General features: G+C 29.1%; 23 protein-coding genes. 15 read left to right on the top strand and 8 right to left on the bottom strand.

The window, feature by feature from the left end:
• Positions 1-105: 105 nt before the first annotated feature.
• The 6 genes from L1S49_RS21045 (at position 106) to L1S49_RS21020 (ending at position 6,556) form a co-directional block, all read left to right on the top strand.
• The gene (locus tag L1S49_RS21045; RefSeq protein WP_238907290.1) at positions 106-2,559 is read left to right on the top strand and encodes an SEL1-like repeat protein; all 2,454 of its coding nucleotides are present in this window, start codon (positions 106-108) and stop codon (positions 2,557-2,559) included.
• A gap of 78 nt (positions 2,560-2,637) precedes the next feature.
• Complete coding sequence (locus L1S49_RS21040; protein WP_238907289.1) at positions 2,638-3,279, top strand: histidine phosphatase family protein; 642 nt, start codon at positions 2,638-2,640, stop codon at positions 3,277-3,279.
• A gap of 217 nt (positions 3,280-3,496) precedes the next feature.
• Positions 3,497-3,634 (top strand): hypothetical protein, encoded by a 138-nt coding sequence (locus tag L1S49_RS21035; RefSeq protein WP_021803777.1) that lies wholly within the window; start codon positions 3,497-3,499, stop codon positions 3,632-3,634.
• Between the two features lie 302 nt (positions 3,635-3,936).
• Complete coding sequence (locus L1S49_RS21030; protein ID WP_238907288.1) at positions 3,937-5,169, top strand: competence/damage-inducible protein A; 1,233 nt, start codon at positions 3,937-3,939, stop codon at positions 5,167-5,169.
• A gap of 170 nt (positions 5,170-5,339) precedes the next feature.
• Positions 5,340-6,362 carry a type II CAAX endopeptidase family protein gene (locus L1S49_RS21025; protein ID WP_238907287.1) on the top strand — a complete coding sequence of 341 codons (1,023 nt, stop codon included), beginning with the start codon at positions 5,340-5,342 and terminating at the stop codon, positions 6,360-6,362.
• A 56-nt stretch (positions 6,363-6,418) separates the two neighbouring features.
• Positions 6,419-6,556: a clostri-philic family protein gene (locus L1S49_RS21020; RefSeq protein WP_238907286.1), complete on the top strand. Its 138-nt coding sequence runs from the start codon at positions 6,419-6,421 to the stop codon at positions 6,554-6,556.
• Positions 6,557-6,598: 42 nt separating this feature from the next.
• Here the strand turns inward: L1S49_RS21020 and hisC are convergent, their stop codons facing one another.
• The 4 genes from hisC to L1S49_RS21000 all read right to left on the bottom strand — a co-directional run bounded on the left by hisC (position 6,599) and on the right by L1S49_RS21000 (position 9,809).
• Entirely contained in the window at positions 6,599-7,657 is a 1,059-nt protein-coding gene (hisC, locus tag L1S49_RS21015; protein WP_238907285.1) for a histidinol-phosphate transaminase, read from the bottom strand.
• 12 nt (positions 7,658-7,669) lie between these two features.
• Complete coding sequence (locus L1S49_RS21010) at positions 7,670-8,857, bottom strand: pyridoxal phosphate-dependent aminotransferase (RefSeq protein WP_238907284.1); 1,188 nt, start codon at positions 8,855-8,857, stop codon at positions 7,670-7,672.
• Between the two features lie 64 nt (positions 8,858-8,921).
• Positions 8,922-9,461 carry a biotin transporter BioY gene (locus L1S49_RS21005; protein WP_021803771.1) on the bottom strand — a complete coding sequence of 180 codons (540 nt, stop codon included), beginning with the start codon at positions 9,459-9,461 and terminating at the stop codon, positions 8,922-8,924.
• Between the two features lie 144 nt (positions 9,462-9,605).
• Positions 9,606-9,809, bottom strand: coding sequence for a hypothetical protein (locus L1S49_RS21000; RefSeq protein WP_238907283.1), 204 nt, complete (start codon positions 9,807-9,809; stop codon positions 9,606-9,608).
• A gap of 374 nt (positions 9,810-10,183) precedes the next feature.
• On the opposite strand from L1S49_RS21000, the gene L1S49_RS20995 reads away from it, so the two are divergent.
• On the top strand, positions 10,184-11,740 hold the full coding sequence (locus L1S49_RS20995) for an ABC-F family ATP-binding cassette domain-containing protein (protein WP_021803769.1): 1,557 nt from the start codon (positions 10,184-10,186) through the stop codon (positions 11,738-11,740).
• 649 nt (positions 11,741-12,389) lie between these two features.
• Here L1S49_RS20995 and L1S49_RS20990 read toward each other — a convergent pair.
• Positions 12,390-12,575: a hypothetical protein gene (locus L1S49_RS20990; RefSeq protein ID WP_238907282.1), complete on the bottom strand. Its 186-nt coding sequence runs from the start codon at positions 12,573-12,575 to the stop codon at positions 12,390-12,392.
• A gap of 1,311 nt (positions 12,576-13,886) precedes the next feature.
• Positions 13,887-14,054, bottom strand: coding sequence for a hypothetical protein (locus L1S49_RS20985; protein ID WP_238907281.1), 168 nt, complete (start codon positions 14,052-14,054; stop codon positions 13,887-13,889).
• Between the two features lie 547 nt (positions 14,055-14,601).
• Here L1S49_RS20985 and tnpA point away from each other — a divergent pair.
• The 3 genes from tnpA (at position 14,602) to L1S49_RS20970 (ending at position 18,321) form a co-directional block, all read left to right on the top strand.
• On the top strand, positions 14,602-15,060 hold the full coding sequence (gene tnpA, locus L1S49_RS20980) for an IS200/IS605 family transposase (RefSeq protein ID WP_238907280.1): 459 nt from the start codon (positions 14,602-14,604) through the stop codon (positions 15,058-15,060).
• A 308-nt stretch (positions 15,061-15,368) separates the two neighbouring features.
• Positions 15,369-17,564: a cold shock domain-containing protein gene (locus L1S49_RS20975; protein WP_238907279.1), complete on the top strand. Its 2,196-nt coding sequence runs from the start codon at positions 15,369-15,371 to the stop codon at positions 17,562-17,564.
• Positions 17,565-17,859: 295 nt separating this feature from the next.
• Entirely contained in the window at positions 17,860-18,321 is a 462-nt protein-coding gene (locus L1S49_RS20970) for a GNAT family N-acetyltransferase (protein WP_238907278.1), read from the top strand.
• A 9-nt stretch (positions 18,322-18,330) separates the two neighbouring features.
• Here L1S49_RS20970 and L1S49_RS20965 read toward each other — a convergent pair whose 3' ends face one another.
• Positions 18,331-18,795, bottom strand: coding sequence for a hypothetical protein (locus tag L1S49_RS20965; protein WP_238907277.1), 465 nt, complete (start codon positions 18,793-18,795; stop codon positions 18,331-18,333).
• Between the two features lie 267 nt (positions 18,796-19,062).
• Between L1S49_RS20965 and L1S49_RS20960 the strand changes: the two genes are divergently transcribed.
• The 5 genes from L1S49_RS20960 to L1S49_RS20940 all read left to right on the top strand — a co-directional run bounded on the left by L1S49_RS20960 (position 19,063) and on the right by L1S49_RS20940 (position 24,061).
• Positions 19,063-19,908 carry a DUF4367 domain-containing protein gene (locus L1S49_RS20960; protein ID WP_238907276.1) on the top strand — a complete coding sequence of 282 codons (846 nt, stop codon included), beginning with the start codon at positions 19,063-19,065 and terminating at the stop codon, positions 19,906-19,908.
• Between the two features lie 23 nt (positions 19,909-19,931).
• Positions 19,932-20,840: an ABC transporter ATP-binding protein gene (locus tag L1S49_RS20955; protein WP_238907275.1), complete on the top strand. Its 909-nt coding sequence runs from the start codon at positions 19,932-19,934 to the stop codon at positions 20,838-20,840.
• A complete protein-coding gene (locus tag L1S49_RS20950; RefSeq protein WP_238907274.1) occupies positions 20,837-21,691 on the top strand; it encodes an ABC transporter permease in 855 nt (284 codons plus the stop codon). Before L1S49_RS20955 ends, L1S49_RS20950 begins: the two co-directional genes overlap by 4 nt.
• Before the next feature lie 43 nt (positions 21,692-21,734).
• On the top strand, positions 21,735-23,081 hold the full coding sequence (locus tag L1S49_RS20945; RefSeq protein WP_238907273.1) for a radical SAM protein: 1,347 nt from the start codon (positions 21,735-21,737) through the stop codon (positions 23,079-23,081).
• Between the two features lie 161 nt (positions 23,082-23,242).
• The gene (locus L1S49_RS20940) at positions 23,243-24,061 is read left to right on the top strand and encodes a PH domain-containing protein (protein WP_238907272.1); all 819 of its coding nucleotides are present in this window, start codon (positions 23,243-23,245) and stop codon (positions 24,059-24,061) included.
• A gap of 62 nt (positions 24,062-24,123) precedes the next feature.
• On the opposite strand, the gene L1S49_RS20935 is transcribed toward L1S49_RS20940, so the two are convergent.
• Positions 24,124-24,495 carry a DUF6143 family protein gene (locus tag L1S49_RS20935; RefSeq protein WP_238907298.1) on the bottom strand — a complete coding sequence of 124 codons (372 nt, stop codon included), beginning with the start codon at positions 24,493-24,495 and terminating at the stop codon, positions 24,124-24,126.
• Between the last annotated feature and the right edge of the window lie 119 nt (positions 24,496-24,614).

The raw sequence follows: 24,614 nt of genomic DNA, 5'->3' as shown, positions 1-24,614 counted from the left end.
TGATCCTTACCTTTTTTTCATGTGAAACTTCTTTTTATTGCATTGAAAAAATATTATGATATATAATATTAAGAACAGGAAAATAAATACAGTAAGGAGTAAGGCATGGATTATAATTATAGATTTTTGAAACTAGAATTTTTAGACATATATGAAGAGATAACTAAGCTAGAGATGACATCAGAAGAATATCATTATATTCTTGAAAATGCAGTTCTTCTAGTAGTAAAAAGAGTTTATGAAAAACTTTCTATAGAATATATAAATGAAGATATTAAAATATGCCTTAGAAACCTTATGGTTAAAGGATATATAAACGAGGAACTATACCATGATATTATTAATCTCCTAAATACAAAGAGAAGCTTTGATGAGGAGTGTGGGAGAGTCATGTATGAAGTAAGTACATGGCTTGTAACAGAATTTGGAGAAGAGGATTATTCTCTATTTATGGACAGCCTAACAGAAAAGGAAAAGAATATATTTAAAAAATATATCTATCCAAAAGAAATAAGTATTGAAATAGTCGAAAATGAAGAAGAGAATTTAAAAACTCTAGAGAGTATACTTCCTTATTATGAAGAAGAAGTTGAGGACGAGGAGCTATCTGCTTTAATAAATGATGGTGAAGATTATTACTATGGAAGAAATGATAAAGAGAAGAACTTGGAAAAATGTTTTGAATGTTTTAGCGAAGCTGCAGACTTAGGAAGTTCTTATGCTCAATCTTGGATAGGATATTTGTATGAACTTGGGCTAGGAGTGGAGAAAGACTACGACAAAGCATTGGAATGGTATAAAAAATCTTCCTTAAGCGACAATGCCTATTCTCAGTGGGCAATAGGAATGATGTATCTCTCTGACAAAAAGCCGGATAATGACTATAAGATGTCGTTATATTGGTTTACAAAATCAGCAGAAAATGAATATGCTCCAGGACAATATCAGCTTGCAAATCTATACTATGATGGTGATGGAGTAAATCAAAACTATGAGGAAGCTTTCAAATATTATTCTAAGTCGGCAGGGTATGGTTATTCACCAGCAGAATTCATGTTAAGTACTATGTATAAGAATGCACTTGGTATAGAGGAAGATATGGTAAAGGCTGTGTATTGGTGTAAAAAGGCAGCGGAGCATGGTTATCCACCAGCACAATTAATAGCAGGAAAAATATTAACACAAGGGTTTAATATAGAACAAGATAAAAATAAGGGAATAGAGTTCATAGAGAAAGCAGCAGAAGAGGGAATGACGGAAGCATACAATTATTTGGCCGAATTATATGAAGGTAATTATGGACAAGAAAAGGATCTTAATAAAGCACTAGACTATTATGAGAAATCTACAGAGTTAAATGATATTGAAGGAAAGCTTTCTCTTGGATTATATAAATTATATGGTTATGCTGGAGAAACTGACTATAAAGGTGCTTATGAAGTATTTTCAGAGCTTGTAGATAAAGAAAAAGATCCTAGTGCAATGGTAAGACTAGCAATAATGTATATGGAAGGTTACTATGTTGAGAAGGATTTAGATAAGGCATTAGAGCTATCTATTAATGCTTCTGATCTAGATTATGGGAGTGCGTATATAAATGCCGGTTATATATACGAAAGAAAAGATTTTTTGAAAAGAGATGTTAACAAAGCGCTAGAATATTATAATAAAGCTTGTGAAAAGGAAATGCCAGAGGCATTCTTTAACATTGCTATGTTATATAGAAATGGTGAATTAGGTGAAATCAATGGAATAAAAGCCTTTGAATACTTTAAAAAGGCGGCTGACTTAGGAGATTTGGAAGCTGCAGCTTATGTAGGAGATTATTTAGAGTATTCTTATGGAGTAATACCTAAAGACCACTATGAGGCATATAGATATTATTATAAGGGATATGAATATGAGCTTAACCAATCTAGTTATGCTATAGGAAGATTCTATAAAGATGGTATGGTAGTAAAAAAAGATTATAAAAAGGCTTTTGATATTTTTTCAAGCATCTATGAAAAGGGATATAAATATGCTTCAGCAGAATTAGGAGAATGTTATATATTTGGATATGGAGTTAAACAGGATGTAGAAAAGGGTATAGCCTTATTAAATCAAGGAATGGAGCTAGAAAATCCTAGAGCATTTTTAATAATGGGGGATTGTTATCAACTTGGATTGGGTGTAAAAAGAAAAAAGAGTAAAGCCATAGATTACTATATACAAGCTTTTAAGAAGGCAGAATGGGATGCGGCACTTAAGCTTGCGGAAAATCAATATAAACTAGGTGGAATAATAAAAAAATACAGTAGTATATTTAGATTTTTAGAAGTCGGAGCAGATAATGGACATGGTGGATGTTGCTTTAATCTAGGGATATTATATTATTATGGAAAAGGACATAGGAAAGATTTAAGAAAATCAAAGGAATATATATTAAATGCGTGTGACTATGGAATACCAGAAGCTGAAAATTTCTATAGATTAAAGCTTTCAAAAATAGGGGAAAGTTCTATAGAAGCAACAAAGATATCTTCAGGGCAATATTTTGTTAATATTTTAAAAAAATGATTTTATAAAAAAGATATCTCTTTTGGGATATCTTTTTTACACTTATAATTAAAAGAGAAAAAGTTTTAGGAGGAGAATATGAAAACTACTATATATTTAACAAGACATGGAGAAACTATATGGAATTTAGAGAAAAGGCTACAAGGATGGAATAACTCTCCTTTGACAAAAGATGGAATAGATCAGGCGAAAAATTTAAGCAAAAGACTAGAAGATATAAAGATTGATGTAATATATACAAGCCCTTCAGAGAGAGCGTTTAAAACGGCAGAGATTTTAAAAGGAGAAAAAGATTTAGAAATAAAGCTTCATGAAGGTTTAAAAGAAATGGGTTTTGGACTATGGGAAGGAATGATATGGGAAGAAATAGAGAACTCTGAGAAATATGGAAAGGAACTATATAACCTATATTATAACCCTAAAGAATACAAGCCTTTTGAAGGAGAAGAAATAGATATTTTTGAAAAAAGAACTAAAGAAGCTTTAGAGGAGATAATTGAGAACAATAAAGGAAAAGATGTTTTAATAGTTACTCATGGAATTACTTTAAAACTTATGGTTGGGTATTTTGAGAACTTAGGAATTGAAGAAACTATTAAAGGAATAGTTATGGGACAAACTTCTCTTACAAAGATAACTATTGAAGAGGATACATATAATATAGAATTTAAAAATGATACTAGTCATTATAAAGATGACTACATAAAAAAAGGCTGGTAATAAGAAGATAAGTAGGACGGAATTTTAAAATTCTGTCCTACTTTATGTAAGTTATAGCCCATTAATATTATCTAAAAACGGCAATAACAATTATAACCTTAAAAGCTTGTCCGGTCAATATAAATAACTAATGAAAAAATTTCTAAGAATAAAAAGAGCAAATCTGCATAGATTAAATAGTGTACAGGACAAGAATTCACGAATAGGAGTGATTAATATGCCGAAAGATAGTCAAGTTGATAATAAATTATCTAGAAAATTGAAATCTAATTGGGATGATACATCTGCATCAGAGGAAGGCAAAAATAAAAACAAAACTAGAAAGAAACAATCAGCCCCAGTAACTTGGCAATAAATTCTTTTGCCTCATACATAACCTCCATCTAGCTTTTACCCCACCTTAAAGCTAAAGGTTACAAATATAAACTACTTAATTATACTTAGATGTTTAGGTTTTGAGGTAAGAGAGTTTTTCACATAAAGGTCTGTCCGAAGTAGAGTTACTCTACTTTTAGGACAGATTTTTTATTGCATAAGAAATTTGGAGCATTATCGCTTTGATAATTTTTTGAAAGTTTAAATTAAGCTATTGCCTAGAAAATTCCAACAACAAATGATATCATTATAATTAATAAATTTATTAAGAAGGTGAATTAAATGAATGCTGAAATTATTGCAGTAGGTACAGAGATTTTATTAGGAGATATAGTAAACACGAATGCGCAATATATATCTAGAGAGTTAGCTAACCTTGGAATAAATGTATATAAACAAGAAGTTGTTGGAGATAATGAAGAAAGAGTTTTGGAAAGTTTTAAAAATGCTTTTGAGAATTCAGATATTATAATAACTACAGGTGGACTTGGGCCAACACCAGATGATTTGACAAAAGAAATGGCAGCTAAATATTTTAATAAGGAGCTTGCGCTTCATAAAGAATCTTATGAGAATTTAAAAAAGTTTTTTGAGAAAAGTGGAAGAGAATTAGTAGGAAGTAATGAGAAACAAGTTTATTTTCCTAAAGATGCAATAGTTCTTAAAAATGATTATGGAACAGCTCCAGGAGCAATTATAGAAGGGGATAATGGTAAGAAGATAGTAGTATTGCCTGGACCTCCAAGAGAAATGAAGCCTATGTTTGACAATTATGTTGTTCCATATCTAAAACAATTTACAGACAGTGTTTTGGTTTCAAAGGTGTTAAGAACTTTTGGAATAGGGGAAAGTCGTATGGCAGAAATAGTTAATGATTTAATAGTAAATCAAACCAATCCAACAGTAGCACCTTATGCTAAAGATATAGAGGCTATTTTAAGAATAACAGCTAAGGCTAAAAATGAAAAAGAAGCAGAAGAACTTATAAAACCAGTTGAAAAAGAGATTAGAAGAAGATTAGAAGAATATATATATGGAGAGGGAGAAACTTCTTTAGAAGAGGTTGTGGGAGAACTCTTAGTTAAAAAAGGAATAAAAATAGCAACAGCAGAAAGTTGCACAGGTGGGATGGTGGCAGAGAAACTTATTAACTACGCTGGAATATCTGAAAGCTTTTTGGAAGGCGCAGTTACTTATTCAAATGAAGCTAAAATGAAGAGATTAGGTGTAAAAAAAGAAACATTAGATAAATATGGCGCAGTAAGTAAAGAGACTGCTAGAGAAATGGCTGAGGGGATAGCTAAAGCAGCAGGAGCTGATTTAGGAGTTTCAACCACAGGAATTGCAGGACCAGGTGGAGGAACAGCTGAAAAACCAGTTGGACTAGTTTATATTGGGGTATATTATAAAGGGAATTGCTTAGTTAAGGAATTTAACTTTACAGGTAATAGAAATAGAGTTAGAGTAAGAACTACTATGAGTGCACTTGACCTTGTAAGAAGAACTATAAAGTAATAAAACAACAAACCCTCCAAGACTCATAAGGACTCCTAGAGGGATGTTAATTATATTAAAATGGGGGAGAGGCAATATCATATAAAGCTTAGTAGCTTCATTTATATTTTAGACAACTCTAATGGATATTATACAAAATAATAAAAAAAATTTAAGAAAGTAGGCATTTTATGAGAAAGATTTTTAGAGCTAATTTGTATTTTCTAATGATACTTTTAATAAGCACTTTTGTTCCATATCTTTTGGGGATAGTATATGAAAACATAAATTTAACTGATTCTAGAATTATCTTATTTCTGAATCATGTAATCTTATTTTTAGTTCCAGCGGCTATATATATACTAGTAACAAAATCATCTGTCAAAAAAACTTTTAGATTAAATCCTATAAGTTTTAAAAATATATTTTGGATAATGATTTTAGCATTTGCTATACAACCTGTTGTAATGTTATTTTCACTAATATCAGGTTTCTTTTTTTCAAATGATGTAGGCGCTTTTATCGGATCTATAATGGACACACCATACCCAATATTACTTTTATTAATAGCAGTAATGCCTGCTATTACAGAAGAGGTAACACTAAGAGGTATAGTTTTATCAGGATACGATTTTAAAAATAAATGGGTAGCATCTATAGTTACAGGATTATTATTTGGAGTATTCCACTTAAATGCACAGCAGTTCCTATATGCAGCAGTTTTAGGAATGGTTTTAGCATATTTAGTTAGGATAACAAATAGTATATTTGCATCTGTAGTTATGCACTTTATGATAAATGGATTCCAAGTAACCTTACAAAAAGTAATTTCATTATTTATGGAGAACAATGTGAGTCCTGATGCTATTTCACAATTTAGTACGAGTGAAAAAATGGCGGCATTATCTGTGTGGGGATTTTTAGGGGTAATATTTGCAGCTATATCTATAATAATAATCAAAAAAATAGAGGATGACTGTAAATCTAGAGGGATATATGATTCCTATGAGAGATTGGGAGCAAATTCAAGACATTCTTATATGAGAGTGGATTTGGACTCTAATTCTGTCACAGAAGTGACTTCGGACATACTTTCAACAAAAGAAAGAGTACTAAATGGACCTTTAATAGCCACTATTATTATTTATTTTATAGTGATGAATTTACCTACTTTAGTACTTGCATTCAATAGATTAGTTAATTTTAGAAGATAATACTTAGAATTAAAACTCTTTAATAAGTAAAAAATACTTATTGAAGGGAGTTGATTATGATGCCACAAAATAAACCTAATGATTCAATGCAAAAAGGTGAAAGAAGACAAAAGCTTCATGAAAAGCAAGACAATAAAGGGAATGATAAAGTAGATAAGGGATATAGAAGTTTTGAAGATGAGAAAATAAAATAATATATTTAAAGAGGTCTTTGTTATTCAAAGACCTCTTTAATATTAAGCTATATAATCTTTTACGAAATTTAAGAATCTCTCCATTTCAGAATTAGTACCTATAGTTACTCTTAAATAGTTATCAATTCTAGGAGAACTAAAGTATCTAACAAATATACCATCTTTCTTTAAGGCTTCAAATAAATCCTTAGCCTTTATAGTTGGATGAGTTATAAATATGAAGTTAGCCTTTGATTCAGGAATTATAAAACCTAATTTTTTTAATTCCTTAATAGTATTTTCTCTAGTTTTAATTATTTTTGAACAAGTATCTTTAAAATACTCATCATCCTTAAGAGAAGCTATAGCTAATCTTTGAGATATATAATCTAGAGGGTAAGAGTTAAAAGAGTTCTTAACATCATTTAGGTAGGATATAGCTTCCTTAGAACCTAAAGCTACACCAACTCTTAAACCTGCTAAAGATCTAGATTTAGAATAAGTTTGAATAACAACTAGATTATCATATTTATTTATAAGTTTAACAGCGGATTCTCCACCAAAATCTATATAAGCTTCATCAACAATCACTATTACATCTCTATTTTTTATTAAAATATCTTCTATAAAGGACAACTCCACACCAACTCCAGTAGGTGCATTAGGATTAGGGAATATAATTCCTCCATTTTCTCTAAAGTAGTCTTCTTTAGTTATGGTTAAATCCTCATTTAAAGGAACTTTATCATAATTGATATTAAATAAATCACCGTATACAGGATAAAAAGAATAAGTTATATCAGGAAATAATAGTGGCTTGTCTGAATTAAAAAAAGTCATAAAAGATAAAGCTAAAACATCATCAGAACCATTTCCAACAAAAACTTGATCTTTTTCTAAACCATAATAATCAGCCAAAGTTTCTACTAATTCACCAGCAGTAGGGTCAGGATATAATCTTAAGTTTGAACCCTCTATATTTTTAAGCTCCTCAATAACCTTAGGAGCTGGAGGATAGGGGTTTTCATTTGTATTTAGCTTTAAGATATTAACTACCTTAGGCTGTTCACCTGGAATATAGGGGTCAACTTTTCTTATTTTATCTAACCAAAGCTTACTCATAATAATCACCCATTATCCTAAATATAATTCAGCTAGTTTATCAAAAGCAGCTAAAGATTTTTCAATTTTATCATAAGAAACACAATAAGAAATTCTAAAATGTCCAGGACAACCAAAGGCAGTACCAGGAACAATTAGTAAATTGAACTTTTTAGCATCTTGACAGAACTTAACATCATCTTCTATTAAAGATTTAGGGAAAAGATAAAAAGCTCCATTAGGCTTTACACAAGAAAAACCTATTTTTGTAAGGTGATTATATAATAAATCTCTATTTTTCTTATAAATATCAACATCAACCTCAGCACCTAAAGTTCTAGCAATTACTCTTTGGAATAGAGAAGGAGCGTTAACGAACCCTAGTACTCTGTTAGCAACATTTAAACCTTGCATAAAAATATCAAAATCATCAAGATTGCTATTTGCTACTATGTACCCTATTCTTTCTCCAGGTAAAGATAATGATTTACTATAGGAATATCCTATTATAGAGTTATTATAATAATTTAATAAGTACGGAACTTTAATATCATCATAAACAATTTCTCTATATGGCTCATCGGAAATTAAATAAATGCTACTATTAAATTCTTTTTGTTTTTTATTAAGTATATTAGCTAAACTTTTTATAACTTCTTCTGAATAGATAACACCAGTAGGATTATTAGGTGAATTTATAATTACGATTTTAGTTTTTGATGTTATTTTATTTTCAAATTCTTCTAAGTTTGGCTCAAAAGTATCTGTATTTGATGGAACAACAACAAGATTTCCATCATAATTGTTGGTATATGCTCTATATTCTCCAAAATAAGGAGCAAAAGTTATAACCTCGTCACCTGGGTTCATTAGGGTTTTAAAAATTATATTTAACCCACCAGCAGCACCACAAGTCATTACAATATTATTTTCAGTTAAATTTAGATTATGTTTTTTGTTAGTAAACTCAGCAATTTTAAGTCTAACATCCTCATAACCTGAATTACTCATATAGCCATGAACAAAATTAGGAGATTCCTCAGACAATATTTCGATTATAGTATTTTTTACAACTTCTGGAGGTTCCACATTAGGGTTTCCAAGACTAAAATCAAAAACATTCTCTTCCCCATATATTGACGCCAGTCTTTTTCCTTCTTCAAACATTGCTCTTATGGTAGAACTGCCAGCTACAAGATCTTTCATTTTATTAGATATCATTATTATTAGCCCCCATTCTATTCTTTAAAATAATAATATTATTTTATCATACCCCAACATAGATTTAAAGAAGAGCAGTAGAGAGTCTTTGTCTAATTTTTACGCCTAACAAAACGGTTAAAAAAACAACAATGATATCTTTAATAATAAATGGATATAATCCTGCAGCAAGTGCAGCTGGAAGAGATAAGTGAGCAACTATAGATAGTTGCAGAACACCTGTAAAATAATCAACTGCAATAGCTATATAAACTAAAATGAAAGTTAATAGAGGATTGTCCAGTTTTTTAGAATAACCAATTATTAAGGCCATTAGGGGAAAGCCTATAATATATCCTCCTGTAGGGCCAAGAATTACATTTAATCCTCCATGAAAGTTAGAGAAAACAGGTAAGCCAACAGCACCTAATAGAATGAAAATAATAACGGATAAAAATGATTGCTTTGGAGTATAAATAAGGGCTAATAATATAACTGCTGGTACTTGTAGAGTGATTGGAACTGTAGAAAAGGGAATAGGTATTGAAAATTGAGATAAAACAGCTAATATAGCAGCTCCCATACCTATAAAGGTTAAGTCTCTAATAGATAATTTTTGGTTCATAATAAAACTCCTTTAAAATAAATTATATGGTAAATATATACCATAGTATAAAAGAGCAAAAAACAATTGTCAACCAAATTATTTTAAAATAGGTTTACAATTAAAACAAAAAAAGAACTTCAATAAAAGAAGCTCTAGGTAAAACTAATCACAAATTTTTTCAAGATTTTCAGTATACTTTTCAATAGCAAAATTTAATATTTCTACGTCTTTTACTAAATATGAAGCTTGGGTAAGATCTGAATTAATTAAATTTTTAAACATTTTTTCTGTTGGGATAATGCTTTGACCTAGAATTGTTTCAACTTCAATTACTATCTTGCTTTTAATTGTGTAATTATTATTCATAAAAATCCTCCTTAAATAAATATTTGTATCTTATAAAATAATAATAACAGTAAATTAGTAAAATTTAATGTTTAATATCGTTAAGAATTATTAAAAGGAAGTTAAAAAAATACACCGACAAACTATAAAGTAAGCCAGTGTATTTCTTTAAGTTGATAGCTGCTTATTTCATTGAAGTTGAGGTTTATTGATTTATCACATTTGATAATCTTTAAAATCTTTCTTCAACAATATTATTTTGTCCACGTAAAAAATATAAATGCTATAAAAACAATTCATACATTGGATAAAATTATAAAGTGAAATACTCTTGTAATAAACTTGACCATCTATTAAAATTATCCTAGCGAAGTTAATACTAAGGAGAGAAGAAAATGAGTGTTTTAACAGTTAAAGACATGAGCCATGGATTTGGTGATAGAGCTATATTTGAAGATGTGTCCTTTAGATTATTAAAAGGAGAGCATGTAGGTTTAATTGGAGCTAACGGAGAAGGAAAATCTACATTCATGAACATAGTTACAAACAAACTTATGCCAGACGAAGGTAAGGTACTTTGGTCAAATAATGTTAGAGTTGGATACATGGATCAACATGCAGCTTTAGAAAAAGGAATATCCATAAGAGATGCACTTAGAGATGCATTTAAGTACCTATTTGATTTAGAAGAAGAAATGAATTCTCTTTATGGAAAAATGGGTGAAGTAGAACCAGAAGAATTAGAAAAAATGCTAGAAAGAACAGCAACAATTCAAGACTTATTAGACCATAATGGATTTTATGTAATAGATGCAAAGGTAGAAGAAGTTGCTAAGGGTCTTGGACTTTTAGATTTAGGTTTAGATAGAGATGTAGATGATTTATCTGGTGGACAAAGAACAAAAATATTATTAGGTAAGTTATTACTGCAAAACTCAGAAATATTACTTTTAGATGAGCCTACTAACTATTTAGATGAAGAGCACATAGAATGGTTAAAGAGATACTTAAACAACTATGAAAATGCTTTTATATTAATATCCCACGATATTCCATTTTTAAATTCAGTAGTTAATCTTATATATCATGTAGAAGAAAGAAAGCTAACAAGATATGTTGGAGACTATGATGAATTTAGAAGACTATATGAAGAAAACAAAAAGAGATTAGAAGCAGCATATGAAAAGCAACAAAAAGAAATAGCTAGGCTAGAAGACTTTGTTGCAAGAAATAAAGCAAATGTTGCTACTGCAAATATGGCCAAATCAAGACAAAAGAAACTTGATAAAATGGACGTAATAGAACTTTCAAAAGAAAAACCAAAACCAGAATTTAACTTCAAAGCAGCTAGAGCTTCAGGAAAAGTAATATTCGAAACTAAAGGATTAGTTATAGGATATGACTCACCATTAACTAAACCATTAGATCTTTATATGGAAAGAGGACAAAAAATAGCTTTAGTTGGAGCAAATGGACTAGGTAAATCTACCCTATTAAAGAGTTTACTTGGCAAAGTCAAACCTTTAAGTGGAGAAGTAGAACTTGGAGATTATCAATACATAGGTTACTTTGAACAAGAAGATAGATCAGGAAATACCAACACTTGTATAGAAGAAGTATGGCAAGAGTTCCCAAGCAAAACTCAATATGAAATAAGAGCAGCCTTAGCTAAATGTGGATTAACAACTAAACAGTTAGAATCAAAAATAATGGTTTTATCTGGAGGAGAAGCTGCAAAAGTAAGACTATGCAAAATCCTAAACACAGAAACAAATATACTAATTCTAGATGAGCCTACAAACCATTTAGATGTAGAAGCAAAAGAAGAATTAAAAAGAGCCTTAAGAGAATATAAAGGATCAATATTACTAGTATCCCATGAACCAGAATTCTACAGAGATGTAGTTACTGAAATATGGAATTGTGAGGATTGGACTACTAAGATAGTTTAAATTTTAAAATAGCCATAAAATAATTAAAGAATTCATGTGTATTAAAATAGTAGGAGTTTAGTGAGTTAAGTTATAATTTAAGTAATGTAAAATTAAAAACAAATAAATAATTCAAATTTGTACTAGTATATATGGAATAACTGGACAAAATACTTGGAGAAATTTTTAGAATTATAAAATAAAGCTCCTACATCAATTAAGATGTAGGAGCTAAACTTAATGTTTTTACAAGTAAAAATGGCTCATTTCTATTCTTCTATAACAATATATGCAGGTTAAAAGATTATTGTCACAACTAAGGATTAATTTTCTTGGATGTGGATTTTTTATTTTAAAATTAAAAAACAAATAAAAGCCAGAATAAATTATCGATATTTAACTAATAATAAAAATAGAAAGACAAAAAGAAAAAACAAATAAGGTTATTTAATTGAAAAAACAAAAGAAATGGCTCTATGTTTAAAAAATCTACTTAAAATAGCAGTTATATCATAGGGGTTATATCATAGGAGTTATATAAAATTAAAAAACAAATAAAAAGTTAGAATAAATTTATTAAGCTAAGATAATAATAGATATATAAATTAAAACAAAAAACAAATAAAAATGTTTAAGATAATTAGGCAAAAAAGAAATTAGAGAAATTTCTCTACTCTTTGTCCTTACGAAATTTATTGATGAATTTTAATAATTTAATTAAGATAATAGTAATTGTTACAGCTAATACTGATGGAACAGTATGCATTTCTTTAATTGAGATATTTATAGTATCTATATTTATTACAATTCCTCTAATAAATAAGATGATAATAAAGTATTCAATTTTCATCTTCATTTTAATCACCTCTTTCTAATTTTATAAAAATAGTTTTTACAAAATTAGAAAGTATTATTTCTTGTATTTAAAAATAATGTTGGAATTTAAGTTAAAATTTTATTGTACAAGCTATTTTGTTATATTTAAATCTAGAGATATTATTAAATAATATCTAAAGTTAAAATTTCAAGGGTAATATATTAATCAATACTTATTTAGATTTTCATCTTAGATAAGCTCACGTTTCTCATCTAAGATGAAACGAGGAGAAGGATTTAAATTTAATAATCTAAAAAAATAAAAAGGTTAGCATTGCACTACTAAGATGGTTTGAATTTTATAAAAATTTTAAGTTTCTTATATTAGAATTTTTTATAATATAGATAGAGAAATGTTTGATTACGATTTGTTTGTTTCTTAGTTTTAAGCCTAAAGCTTAGCTTAGAACCAAAACCTAGAAAATATTAATGGTTACTGCAAAAGTTAATATTTCTAGCTTCTATTTTTCTATTAGGATAATAAGTCATCATTAAAGAAGAATTTCTAAACAAAGATATTATGGTCAGAAATATAACTATAGATTCTTTTAGCATTATAATATCTCATTGATAAAAATAATAAATTTAATACATTATAATATATAGCTTATTGGTAATTATATATGAATAGATTGGAACTATTGCGAAGTTTTTCTTGAGTTTAGAGCTTTTTATTTTTTAATAAAAACAAATAAAATAATTTATAGATTAAAAGTCTTGAAAATAAACGTTTTTAAGTCAAAAATAGTATTGAAATAAAAAACAAACAAAAATACTGCAGTTGAAAGATTTGATATGGAATAATGGATAATTTAAGATTTAAATTAGTATTTGTTTAAAAAAGATATTACTTACAAGATGTGAATAAGATACAAAGTTAGATAAATAGTATTTTGTAAGTATTAAAAGCTGATAAAATAAAAAACAAATAAAATTATTTATGAAAGAATCAAATTATTAACTATAGTCAATAATAAGATTGTGAATATTTAATAAAATTAAACAAAGATAGTAGTTATAGTATTTGAAATAATATTTATAAATTTATATTAAATATTAGTAATACAATATACTATAATTATTTAATATTAAAAACAAACAAAATTGAGTTGTGATAATTTAAGAAAATCTGATATAATATAAGTAAGATTCTAAATCTTTGATTTAGATAGCTGAACTTACACTTGTAGTGTAAATAAGAAAAGGCTTAGTGCGCGAACACTAAGCCAATCCTAGAACGTTTTTAGTTTTAGGGCTATTGGATTTTAGTTATGTTAGGAAGAAAAAAGCACTAATCTGTGGAGGATGGGTGCTTTTTTTCTTTTCCTTGAACTTCTATATCTAAACCAAGGAATTTTACCTTAATTTTTATAGTTGAAATAAAAAGATTATGTTTTAATATTAATCTAATAATATAAACAACAAAAGTACCTTTTATTATAGTTTCTAACATATCCAATACCACCCCCTTAAGCTATAGTGAAAATCACCAACAGCCCAAGGTGGGAGAAACGTACAAACCACCGTAGCCATCCACTTCTACGGTACGAGTTTTACTTGGATAGTATAGCATAATTTATATATTAAGTATAGTAAGTCATGAAAATGGAAAAATAAATTTATTAATGCGTAAATGATTTAACATTAGTGATAGGCTTCTTCTATAAAAAATATGTTAAAATCTGTTTTTAAAAATCTATATGTATTAAAAGGATAAAATCTATATATAAATTGGACTTGTAAATTTCCAATTTGTAGAGATAAGTCAGCAGTATTTTAGCTTCACTATGGTGAGTATTTATTTATAAAGAATAAAAGCATAAAATCAATATTTTATTTAAGAATAGCTATACGTGCTATTCTTTTTTGTTTTAGAAAACCCCTGGTTAGACCAGGGGTTCAGAAAAGCTTACAGCTATGGAACATATAATAAAAACTCCTTTTGATGTAAAATAAAAATGCGGTCTGGCAACTGCAATAAAAACATCAAAAGGAGGTCGTTAAAAGTGAACGACATACATAGTTTATCACATACAAAATGGAATTGTAAGTATCATGTGGTATTTGCGCCGAAGTACCGTAGGAAAGTATTTTTCGGAGAAAAAAGATTGGAGATTGGAGGAATACTGAGGGAATTATGTAAATGGAAAGGCGTAAATATAATAGAAGCAGAAGTATGTATAGATCACATACATATTCTAATAGAGATACCACCTAAAATGAGTGTTTCAGGTTTCATGGGGTTTTTAAAAGGAAAAAGTAGCTTGATGATATATGAAAAGTACGGAAATATGAAGTTCAAATATAGAAACAGAGAGTTTTGGTGTAGAGGGTATTATGTTGATACAGTAGGAAAGAACACAGCTAAAATAAAAGAATATATAGAACATCAATTGAAAGAAGATCAATTAGGTGAACAATTAACAATGGATGATATCGATCCGTTTAAAAGTAGTAAAAGATAATAAGTAAACAACCTGTTTACAGGTAACTGGTAACAAATTTGCATGTGCCAGATCGGACATACGCCATTTAGGCGTGGCTAGTAGTAAAGGGCTATGCCCGTTAAGGTAAAACCACCGGCTGTGCCGGTGGATATTTATTTTTAAATGTATTTAGTTTATACTACGTTCAAGCTATAAAAATAGTAATTATTAAATAATGTGACAGAAAGAAAATTAAAAAAGTTAGAATTTTTATGGGAAATTATATAAATTCATTGTAATCTAATGTATAATTTAGCTGAAAATATTTTTTCTGTTAGGAGATGACAATGTTGAAAGGCGTTATTAAATTTTTTAACCAAGATAAGGCATATGGATTTATTTCTGGAGAGGAACAAAAAGAGTACTTTTTCCACATAAGTGATTTCCAAAGCTTTACTGATAAAAACAAAGTAATTGAGAGTACACAGGTAGAATTTAAGTCATATTCGTCGCCAAAAGGATTAAGTGCTAAATCTATAAATTTCTTAGAAGATTTTAAAAGTGTCCACCTAGAGAAACGCCTTACTAAGGGTAAAAAATCAGACTTGAATTTCAAGGGAACTGAAGATGAAATAAAGATTTCAGAAAAGTTTTCTCAATTTTTTGGAATTACTTTTTCAAGAGAAGAAAAGTTTAAGAAATCAACATATTATTTTAATTTTATTCAACCTTCAGAAACATATAGGGAGAGTTTTAATATGTTTAATGAAGTTCTAATGCTATTTTCGCCATTTAGTTTATATGATGAGCGTACACTGGATTATGTAGACAAGCTGTTTATGGATTATTCCAATAGATTAGATCCAGTAGTTGTTTTTTTAATTAGTGAAGATAGAAACATACAAGAAATAATAAAGGCTAATACTATGCGTAATAATGACACTAGAATAATAGTACCTTTTACATATAATGAAATACTTTCTGAGCAGTTTGAAGAAAAAATTCTTCAAAGTAGACTTAGAGAATACTTTTACCAAAGAGATTTATTCGCAATGGAGTCTCCTCTAAAATCAGATAATTATTTTTACGGACGAACTAATATCGTTCATAATTTTTTTGACAAATATAGTATAGGAGAACAAACAGGATTATTCGGATTAAGAAAGACAGGTAAGACATCTGTGCTATATGCTATTGAAAGATTAGTAGATATTCGAAAAGGTATGAGTATATTTGTAGATTGTCAGGATACAGCAGTATATCAACTAAGATGGTTTGAACTATTAGAATATATAACGTTTCTTATTGATGAAAAATATGGATTAAACTTAATTGAATCAAAAATGATGGTTAATGATGAAAAGAATGCTTCTCGTAATTTTATAGGATATCTTAAAAAGGTTTATAGCTTACACAAGAAAAGAGTATTGATTATCTTTGATGAGATTGAACATATAACATTCGACTTATCTAGAAAATCTCATTGGAGTTCGGGGGAAGATTATTTATCGTTTTGGCAAACATTAAGATCAATTATACAATCTGAACCAAATTTATGTTCCTTTATTATAGCAGGGGTAAATCCCAAAATTACTGAGCAAGTTTCGGTAAATGAATTTGACAATCCGATTTTTAACAACGTAAGTGCAAGGTATTTAAATCTATTCACATTAGATGATGTGAGAAGTATGGTGCACCAAATCGGAAGTTACATGGGATTAAGTTTTGATGAAAAGGTATATTATAAATTACATGAGAATTATGGGGGACATCCATTTTTAATAAGAAACGTATGCAGCATACTTAATTCACATTTTGTTCAAAGACCATATAAAATAACCAGTAGAGATTATGATGATTTGAAGGAAAAAATAGATAGTAAATTAATTTCATATATTCAATCAATATTATTTGTATTAGAAAAATGGTATCCAATAGAATTTGAAATATTAAAAGACATTGCTTTAGAAAATACTGAAAGTTATAGGGAGAAAATAAGAGGTAATGAATTAAGTATTATACACCTGCTAGGGTATGGCGTAATTACACAGAGCTCAAAGAATAATTACTATATTGAAATTGATGCTATTAAAAACTATATGAAATCAAGCTACTATAATGAGTACATACCCGCTGATCAAGAAGAATTTAGGGAGATAATTTCTAGTAGACGAAACAAAATTGAAAAAGAGTTAAGAAATTTAGTAAAACAAATTTTAATTTTTAAATATGGGAAGAATAAGGTAAATGATATTATTGAAAAACATAATAGAGGGACAAGTATTGATACAATACTCTCTAGAAGAAGTAGCAAAGACATATTTGAAGGTTTATATTTTTCTGAACTAAAAAATATAATAATAGGAGAATTTAATATATTTAAAAATAACATAAGTATTGATAAAGCTATTTTTATAGGTGCAGCTAACGCTATTAATAAATATAGATTTGTAGATGCGCATGCTGGAACGATATCTAGAGAAGAGTATAATACTTTGCACTTATATTTCACAGAACTGGAAAATGTACTAGAGATTAATTAGTTTTAAATAAAAGTATCATAGCGAAAAGAGTCTTTAATTAAAATGTAATAAATTTTGCAATTAATTATATGTGAGTCTTTTTTAGGTTTGAAATAATAAAAGTCCTAAGTTACTTTAAAAGTGAGTATTAAGAAACTTCTTTTACACTGTTTATACATTATAGCGGGATGAAATATAAAATACAATATTTTATCTAAAAAGACTAAAGCTCTATAATAGTGACAGATAGGAATAAAATATATTTAATTAAGTTACATATAATGGACTTAATTAAATTTTAGGAGATAATCAATATATGAGCATTAAAATCATTAAAGGAAATATGAATCACATAAATGACTGCGAAGAAGCTTTAGTAAATTCTGAGTTAGGAAGAAGATATTTTTCAAAGGCAGGAAGTGCTAGAAAGACATTAGAAGAAGGATTTTCTAAAGAAGAAATATATGTAGCGGTAGATATGGACAACAACTGCATAGGATTCATGTGGTTTATTTTGGGTGGAGCATTTCATGCATTTCCATATCTACATATAATTGCATTAAAAGAAGAAAGTCGTAACCATGGAGTAGGCAAAAAGCTATTACAATACTTTGAAGATATTTGTTTTAAAGACTTTTCAAAAGTATTTTTAGTGGTTGGAGATTTTAATCCAGATGCAAAAAGGCTATATGAAAAAGTCGGATATACTGAAGTAGGCTACATACCAAGTTTGTATAGAGAGGGAATAAATGAACACTTAATGATGAAACTAAGATAGAAAACTTAGTTAATCATTAGTTTTATTTTTAATCAATTCTATTTCAGCCATTAAGGAATTAATACGGGCTTCTAGTTCATTAATTTTATCAGCTTGACTTTGAGTATTTTCAGTTTTTGGAGCAGTAGGGCTATTAGGGCCACAATATGGATTATTTATATTATAATTTTTAGGATTATAATATAATCCTGGGCCACCTTGGAAATACTGTTGTTGTGCATTATATGTTAATATTACTTGCCCCAGTAGTTCAAACCAGTTTCCTAGTGCATTCTGAACGTTAAAAGGCATATTACCTGCTAATATTTCTCCAAGAATTGCTCCTATAATAACGAATAGTTCAGGATTTAAGCTTTGAAATCCATTGGGGATATCTTTGCAACCTTCATTAGTAGATTCATTCTCATTGTTTGACTTAGTATAGCCGCAGGCTCTAGCAAAATCTTCAAAATTACTCCACCCATTAAAATTCACAGCTTCCCCTCAGACATAATTACTTTAATCTATGATATTCTTTTTAATTAATAGATGATACTTTTTAATATAAAAATTATAGTAAAGTATAAAGAGTGTATAAAGAGCAGTTCTACAAGTGAGGACTGCTTTTTTGTTGTTAAAAAATAAATATAAAGTGAAAATAGATAAAAATTTATTGATAAACAATAAAATATATGATATTCTTTATTTACAAATTAGAATAAGATTAAAAATCATCAATTTTTTTTAGGAGGGTTTATCTATATGTTAAAGAATAAAAAAACTATAGCTTTAATTTGTACAGCTATACTAGCTGTGGCAATTATAAATGGTCAAACAGTTAATGCAGCAATTTCAAAAACACTATCTATTTTTAGGGCTCAGGATTTAAAAGGAGTGACTGTAACTCTTGATGATATTCAACAGATTCAGAGTAAGCTTTCAAGTGGGCAGGGAGAGATAAGGCTTGAAAAGATGGGAAACATAAAGGTACAAGGAGGACAGAAGAAAGTTTCTTCAAAAGAAGATGTAAAAAACATTACAGATGTTAAAGTAGCTTTGCCATCAGTTCTTGATGGGGTAGTACCAAGTGTTAATGTTGTTGAACCTACAGCTATTGAGTTCACACTTAAGGCAGAGAATGTAAATGAAATAATGAAATCCTATGGAGCTACAAAACTTCTACCAGCAAATATTGATGGTAAGACTTTTAAAATAGATTTTGCTTCACAGGTGACTATGAACTACAGTATAAACAATAAACCTATAACAATTATGGAGACAAAATCTCCAGAAATAACAGTACCTGATGATGTGGATATTGACGCAGTGTATGATGCAGTTGTAGAAATGCCTATAATTCCTCAAAGGCTACAATCACAGCTTAAGTCTATGAAGGATTGGAAAAGCACTCTGTATATTCCAGTGATAGAATCAGAAATGACAGAAGTTAATATAAACGGTGCAAAAGGATATATGTCTAAGGATTATGGAAATTCAGAAGAGAACTTTGAATCAGCAGTAATTTGGTACGATAAGGGTATTATCTATGTTGTATCCGGACAAGTAGACAGTGAAGAGCTTTTAAAGATTGCAAAATCTGTTAAATAAAGCTTTGCTTATGAGGTGATAGGATGGTAATAGAGACAGAAAGTTTAACAAAATATTATGGAAATAAAATTGGCTGTAAAGACATATCAATATCAGTAGGTGAGGGAGAAATTTTTGGATTTCTTGGTCCTAATGGGGCAGGAAAAAGTACATTTATAAAAATGATGGTAGGCTTATTATTTCCAACCAGTGGAAAGGCATTTGTATTGGGTAAGCCTGTTGGTGATATCGATGTAAGAAAGAAAATAGGATATCTGCCTGAAAACTTTAAATATCAGGATTGGATGACAGGCGAAGACCTCCTAAAATTTCATGCTTCCTTATATAAGTTGGACAAAAAAAGTGCAGTATCAAAGATAGAAGAGGTTCTTGATATTGTCAAACTTAAAGGTCATGAGAGTTATCGTGTAGGCACCTATAGCAAGGGTATGCAGCAACGTATTGGATTAGCATGTGCTCTTTTAACAGATCCAGATCTGCTTTTTTTAGATGAACCTACTTCAGCACTTGATCCTGTGGGTAGGAAAGAAGTAAGGGAAATAATGACGACCTTGAAGTCTAAGGGGAAAACAGTGTTACTTAACAGTCATCTGCTAAGTGAGGTTGAAGCTGTGTGTGATAGTGCGGCTATAATTAAAAGGGGCAGTATAATTAAGTACGGAAAAATGGATGACATACTTGAAAGCAAGTTAATCCTTGAGATAAATGCAGAAAATTTAAGTAATGAAATTTTAAGTAAGCTTAAAGAGTTTGATAGCTCTCTTACACAATCAAACAACAAGCTAAATATGCAAATTAAGAGCAAAACTGACATACATTGCATAGCATCTATAATAATTAACGGAGGAGGAAGACTATTTGAACTTTCACCAAAGAAAATTTCACTTGAAAATGTATTTTTAAATTTGATAGAAGGGGGTGAGCAAAGGTGATTGCAATAGCAGCAGCATCCTTTAAGGAGGCTTTAAGGAAAAAAATATTAATACTTGTTGCAGCACTTACTCTTGTTTACCTTACATTATTTGGGGTAATCACTCATTTTGCAGTAGAGGATCTTGCAAGAGCAGGGTCTTTAAATACAATAAATGCTCTTGATGTAGCTTCAAATATAATATCATTTTTAGGGTTTTATTTTTCAAGTATGCTTGTGGCATTTCTCACAATTATGGCATCTATAGGTTCAATTTCTTCAGAAATTGAAAGTGGTGTAATACATTCTATAATAACACGTCCAATTAAACGATCTAGTTATGTAATTGGAAAATATCTTGGACTTGGAGCATTATCAGTGATATATTCAGTTTTTCTCTTTATATCAATAATTACAATATGTACAATATTTAAACTTCCTATAGTAAATAGCCTTGAACCACTAAATATAATAAAAGGTCTTTTATTTTTTACTTTGGAACCAATAGCTATTTTAGCTCTTTCTATTTTAGGAAGCGCTACATTTAAAACACTAAGCAATGGAATATTTGTTATTTCAATATATATTTTAGGACTTATAGGTGGAGTAATGGAACAGGTAGGCTCCATGCTCTCAAATCAAAGTCTTATAAATCTAGGGATTATTTCTAGCTTAATTTCACCCTTCGATATAATATACAGGCAGATGATTTCGTCCATATTTAGAAATATTGGTATTACAGGTCCTTTCATGGGCTCAGGCGGTATAACAAGTACAGCTCCAAGTATATGGATGATTGTCTACATACTTATCTATATTCCTGGGTTAGTTAGCTTAGCAGTAAGAAAATTCAGCTTAAAGGACATTTCATGATGCTTATAAAATAAGTTAGTAATTAAATTATGTGAGGTAATATATGAAGATAAAGTTAATTCAACCTGCAATGCGCCAAAGACCTATGGATACAAAATTAAAAACAAGAATGTCTCCCTCATTAGCTTTATTAACAATAGCTAATCTTACTCCAAAAAAGCATGAAGTTATTATTGAAAATGAGAACATTGAGAGTATAAATTTTGATGAAGCTGTAGATTTGGTAGCCATAACTGTTACTGTAGATGTTATGAATAGAGCTGTGGAAATATCCAAAGAATTTCAAAAGCGTGGAGTAACAGTAGTAGCAGGTGGGATACATATTACCGCAGATCCAGAAAGTGCTAGTAGAAGTTTTGATGTTATATGCGTTGGAATGGCTGAGAGAGTTTGGGAAAAAATTCTTAAAGATAAAGAAAATAACTCCCTAAAAAAGATATATTCTGATATGCACAATATAGAAGGAAGTGAAATAGTATCACCAAAGTATGAGCTTATTGACACTAATAAATACTTATACACCAACATAATTAGTACAAGTAGAGGTTGCCCATTCGAATGTGATTTTTGTTATAATAGCTGCAAAAGTGGACTTAGAACATATATAAATAGACCAGTAGAGGATGTAATTAAGGATATAAAAGCTTTAAAAACAAAGCATATAATGTTTATTGATGATAACTTTATAGGAAATCCACCATGGACAAAAAGGCTTTTAAAGGAAATAAAACCTCTTAAATTAAAGTGGAATGCGGCAGTTACCTCCAATATAGGGAATATGCCAGAGCTATTAGATGAGATGAAGGAAGCAGGTTGTGAAAGTCTTTTTATAGGTTTTGAAAGTATAAATAGCAAATCAATAGCAAGTGTTCACAAAATACAAAACAGTGTAAAAAGATATGAAAAACTTGTGGAGGAAGTTCATAAAAGAGGAATAATGATAAATGCAAGTTTTGTCTTTGGATTAGATGAAGATGATGCCTTTGTATTTAAAGAAACCTTAGAATGGATAATTAAAAACAAGATAGAAACAGTAACATCCCATATCCTTACCCCCTATCCTGGAACAAAATTATATGAATCATTATTAAGAGAAAATAGAATTGTAGACTTTAACCTATCAAATTATAATACTGCGCATGTGGTATATAAACCTAAAAATATAACCCCAGAAGAACTATACGATGGTTACTTATGGATCTATAAAGAAATATATACCTTCAAAAATATAATAAAAAGACTTCCAAAATCTAAAAAACAATGGATTCCATTTTTGGCCTTTAACTTATTTTATAGGAAGTTTGGAAAATTTACAGAACTACTTTGCAACATAGCTTCATTTAAAAATATAGGAAGATTTTTTAGATGGGTGGCTTATCGTATAAATTAAATTATTTTAATATCTAAGAGATAGAAAAAGTTCTATCTCTTAAACATTTTGTTATGTACAAGAAAATCAATATTATTAGATGGAAGTATCAGTAAATAGAAAAATAAGCATAGTTGTGATAAGATTATATAAATAAATTATACTGATATAGGAGTAAAATAATGGATTTTAATAATGAAATGAATTTAAGGTTTAAAGCTATGATGCAAAAGCCATGGACGTTACTTAGCGATAGGATAATTTATAATAAAAGAGAAATATTGCTTACAGAAATACAGGCAATGGATGTATTTTCTAGACCTACTTTTGCTACAAATGGATTGATACAAATTACCGTAAGAGGGAAAATTATAAATTTAGTATATTCTAATAAGTACAAAAAAGAAGGCGAAATAGCTGTAGAATATCTAAAAGAGAATTATGGAGACAAAAATAGAAAAGTAAATAAGAAAAGTGCTGCTGATATTCAAAAAGAAATAGAAAGCTTGCCATATAAGGATGATTGGGGAACTAAAAAAGAAATAATGGAGTTACCAAATGTACTTAATAAAGATGAACATATTAAAGCCATAACCAGTGGTTTTACTGAAGGTAATACATGGATTATAGTGTGTACTGATAGACGTGTATTAATGCTGGATAAAGGTATGCTTTATGGATTAAGATTAATAGATATTCCATTAGATAAAATTAATAGTATATCCCATTATAAAGGATTAGGACTTGGTAAAATAGCTATTACAGATGGAGCTGTTACAAGAGCTATACAGAATGTACCAAATGTAACTGTAAGCTTTTTTGCTGATACAGTTAATAAAGAAGTGCAAATATATAAGGAACTGAAAACTTCACATAGGGGGAACGCAGTAAACTCTACATCTCCGGCAGATGAATTAATAAAATATAAGCAGTTGCTGGATATGGGAGCATTAACCCAAGAAGAATTTGATAAAAAGAAAAAAGAGCTACTAAATTTATAGAAGCTAAAACAAATCCCTATACAGTAGTTAAAAATCTACCATATAGGGATCCTTTGTTTATTTTAGCATATTTCTTCTTCCCACCAACCAAATGCAACTACAACTTTGCTATGATTTAAATTAGTTGACTTTATGATTAACGAATAGTTTCCACCTGGAGCTATAATAAATTTTCCGTCTTCCTCAGCAACTAATGTTTCATTAGGTTGTACAATTCTTTTATAAACATTAATTCCTTTTTTAGGAGTAACTATATCAGAATCTGAAGATAGAATGTTAACCCTATTTTTAGGAAGAGGTTTTAGTGCAGTATTGGTTGGAGAAACATTATATGATTTATCTAAATTCTCAGGAAGACTAGCGTTAAGCCATATTTCGGCAGTTAAATGTTCATCAGAAAAATTAGAAATAGTAAATACATTTACGAATAAGATGACATCAGAATTACGAGGATTTACTAAACCTGACCAAGCGTCTGCCCAATGTCGTCAACTTAGAACAATAGCACCAAAGAAATTTTATATGAATTTGAGATTAAGTAGTCAATTTAGTT

Origin of the sequence: Clostridium sp. YIM B02506 (assembly GCF_022324845.1) — a bacterium.
GTDB lineage: Bacteria > Bacillota > Clostridia > Clostridiales > Clostridiaceae > Clostridium_T > Clostridium_T intestinale.
Note: the sequence above shows the minus strand (reverse complement) of the source record. Positions and strands in the feature narration are given on the sequence as shown.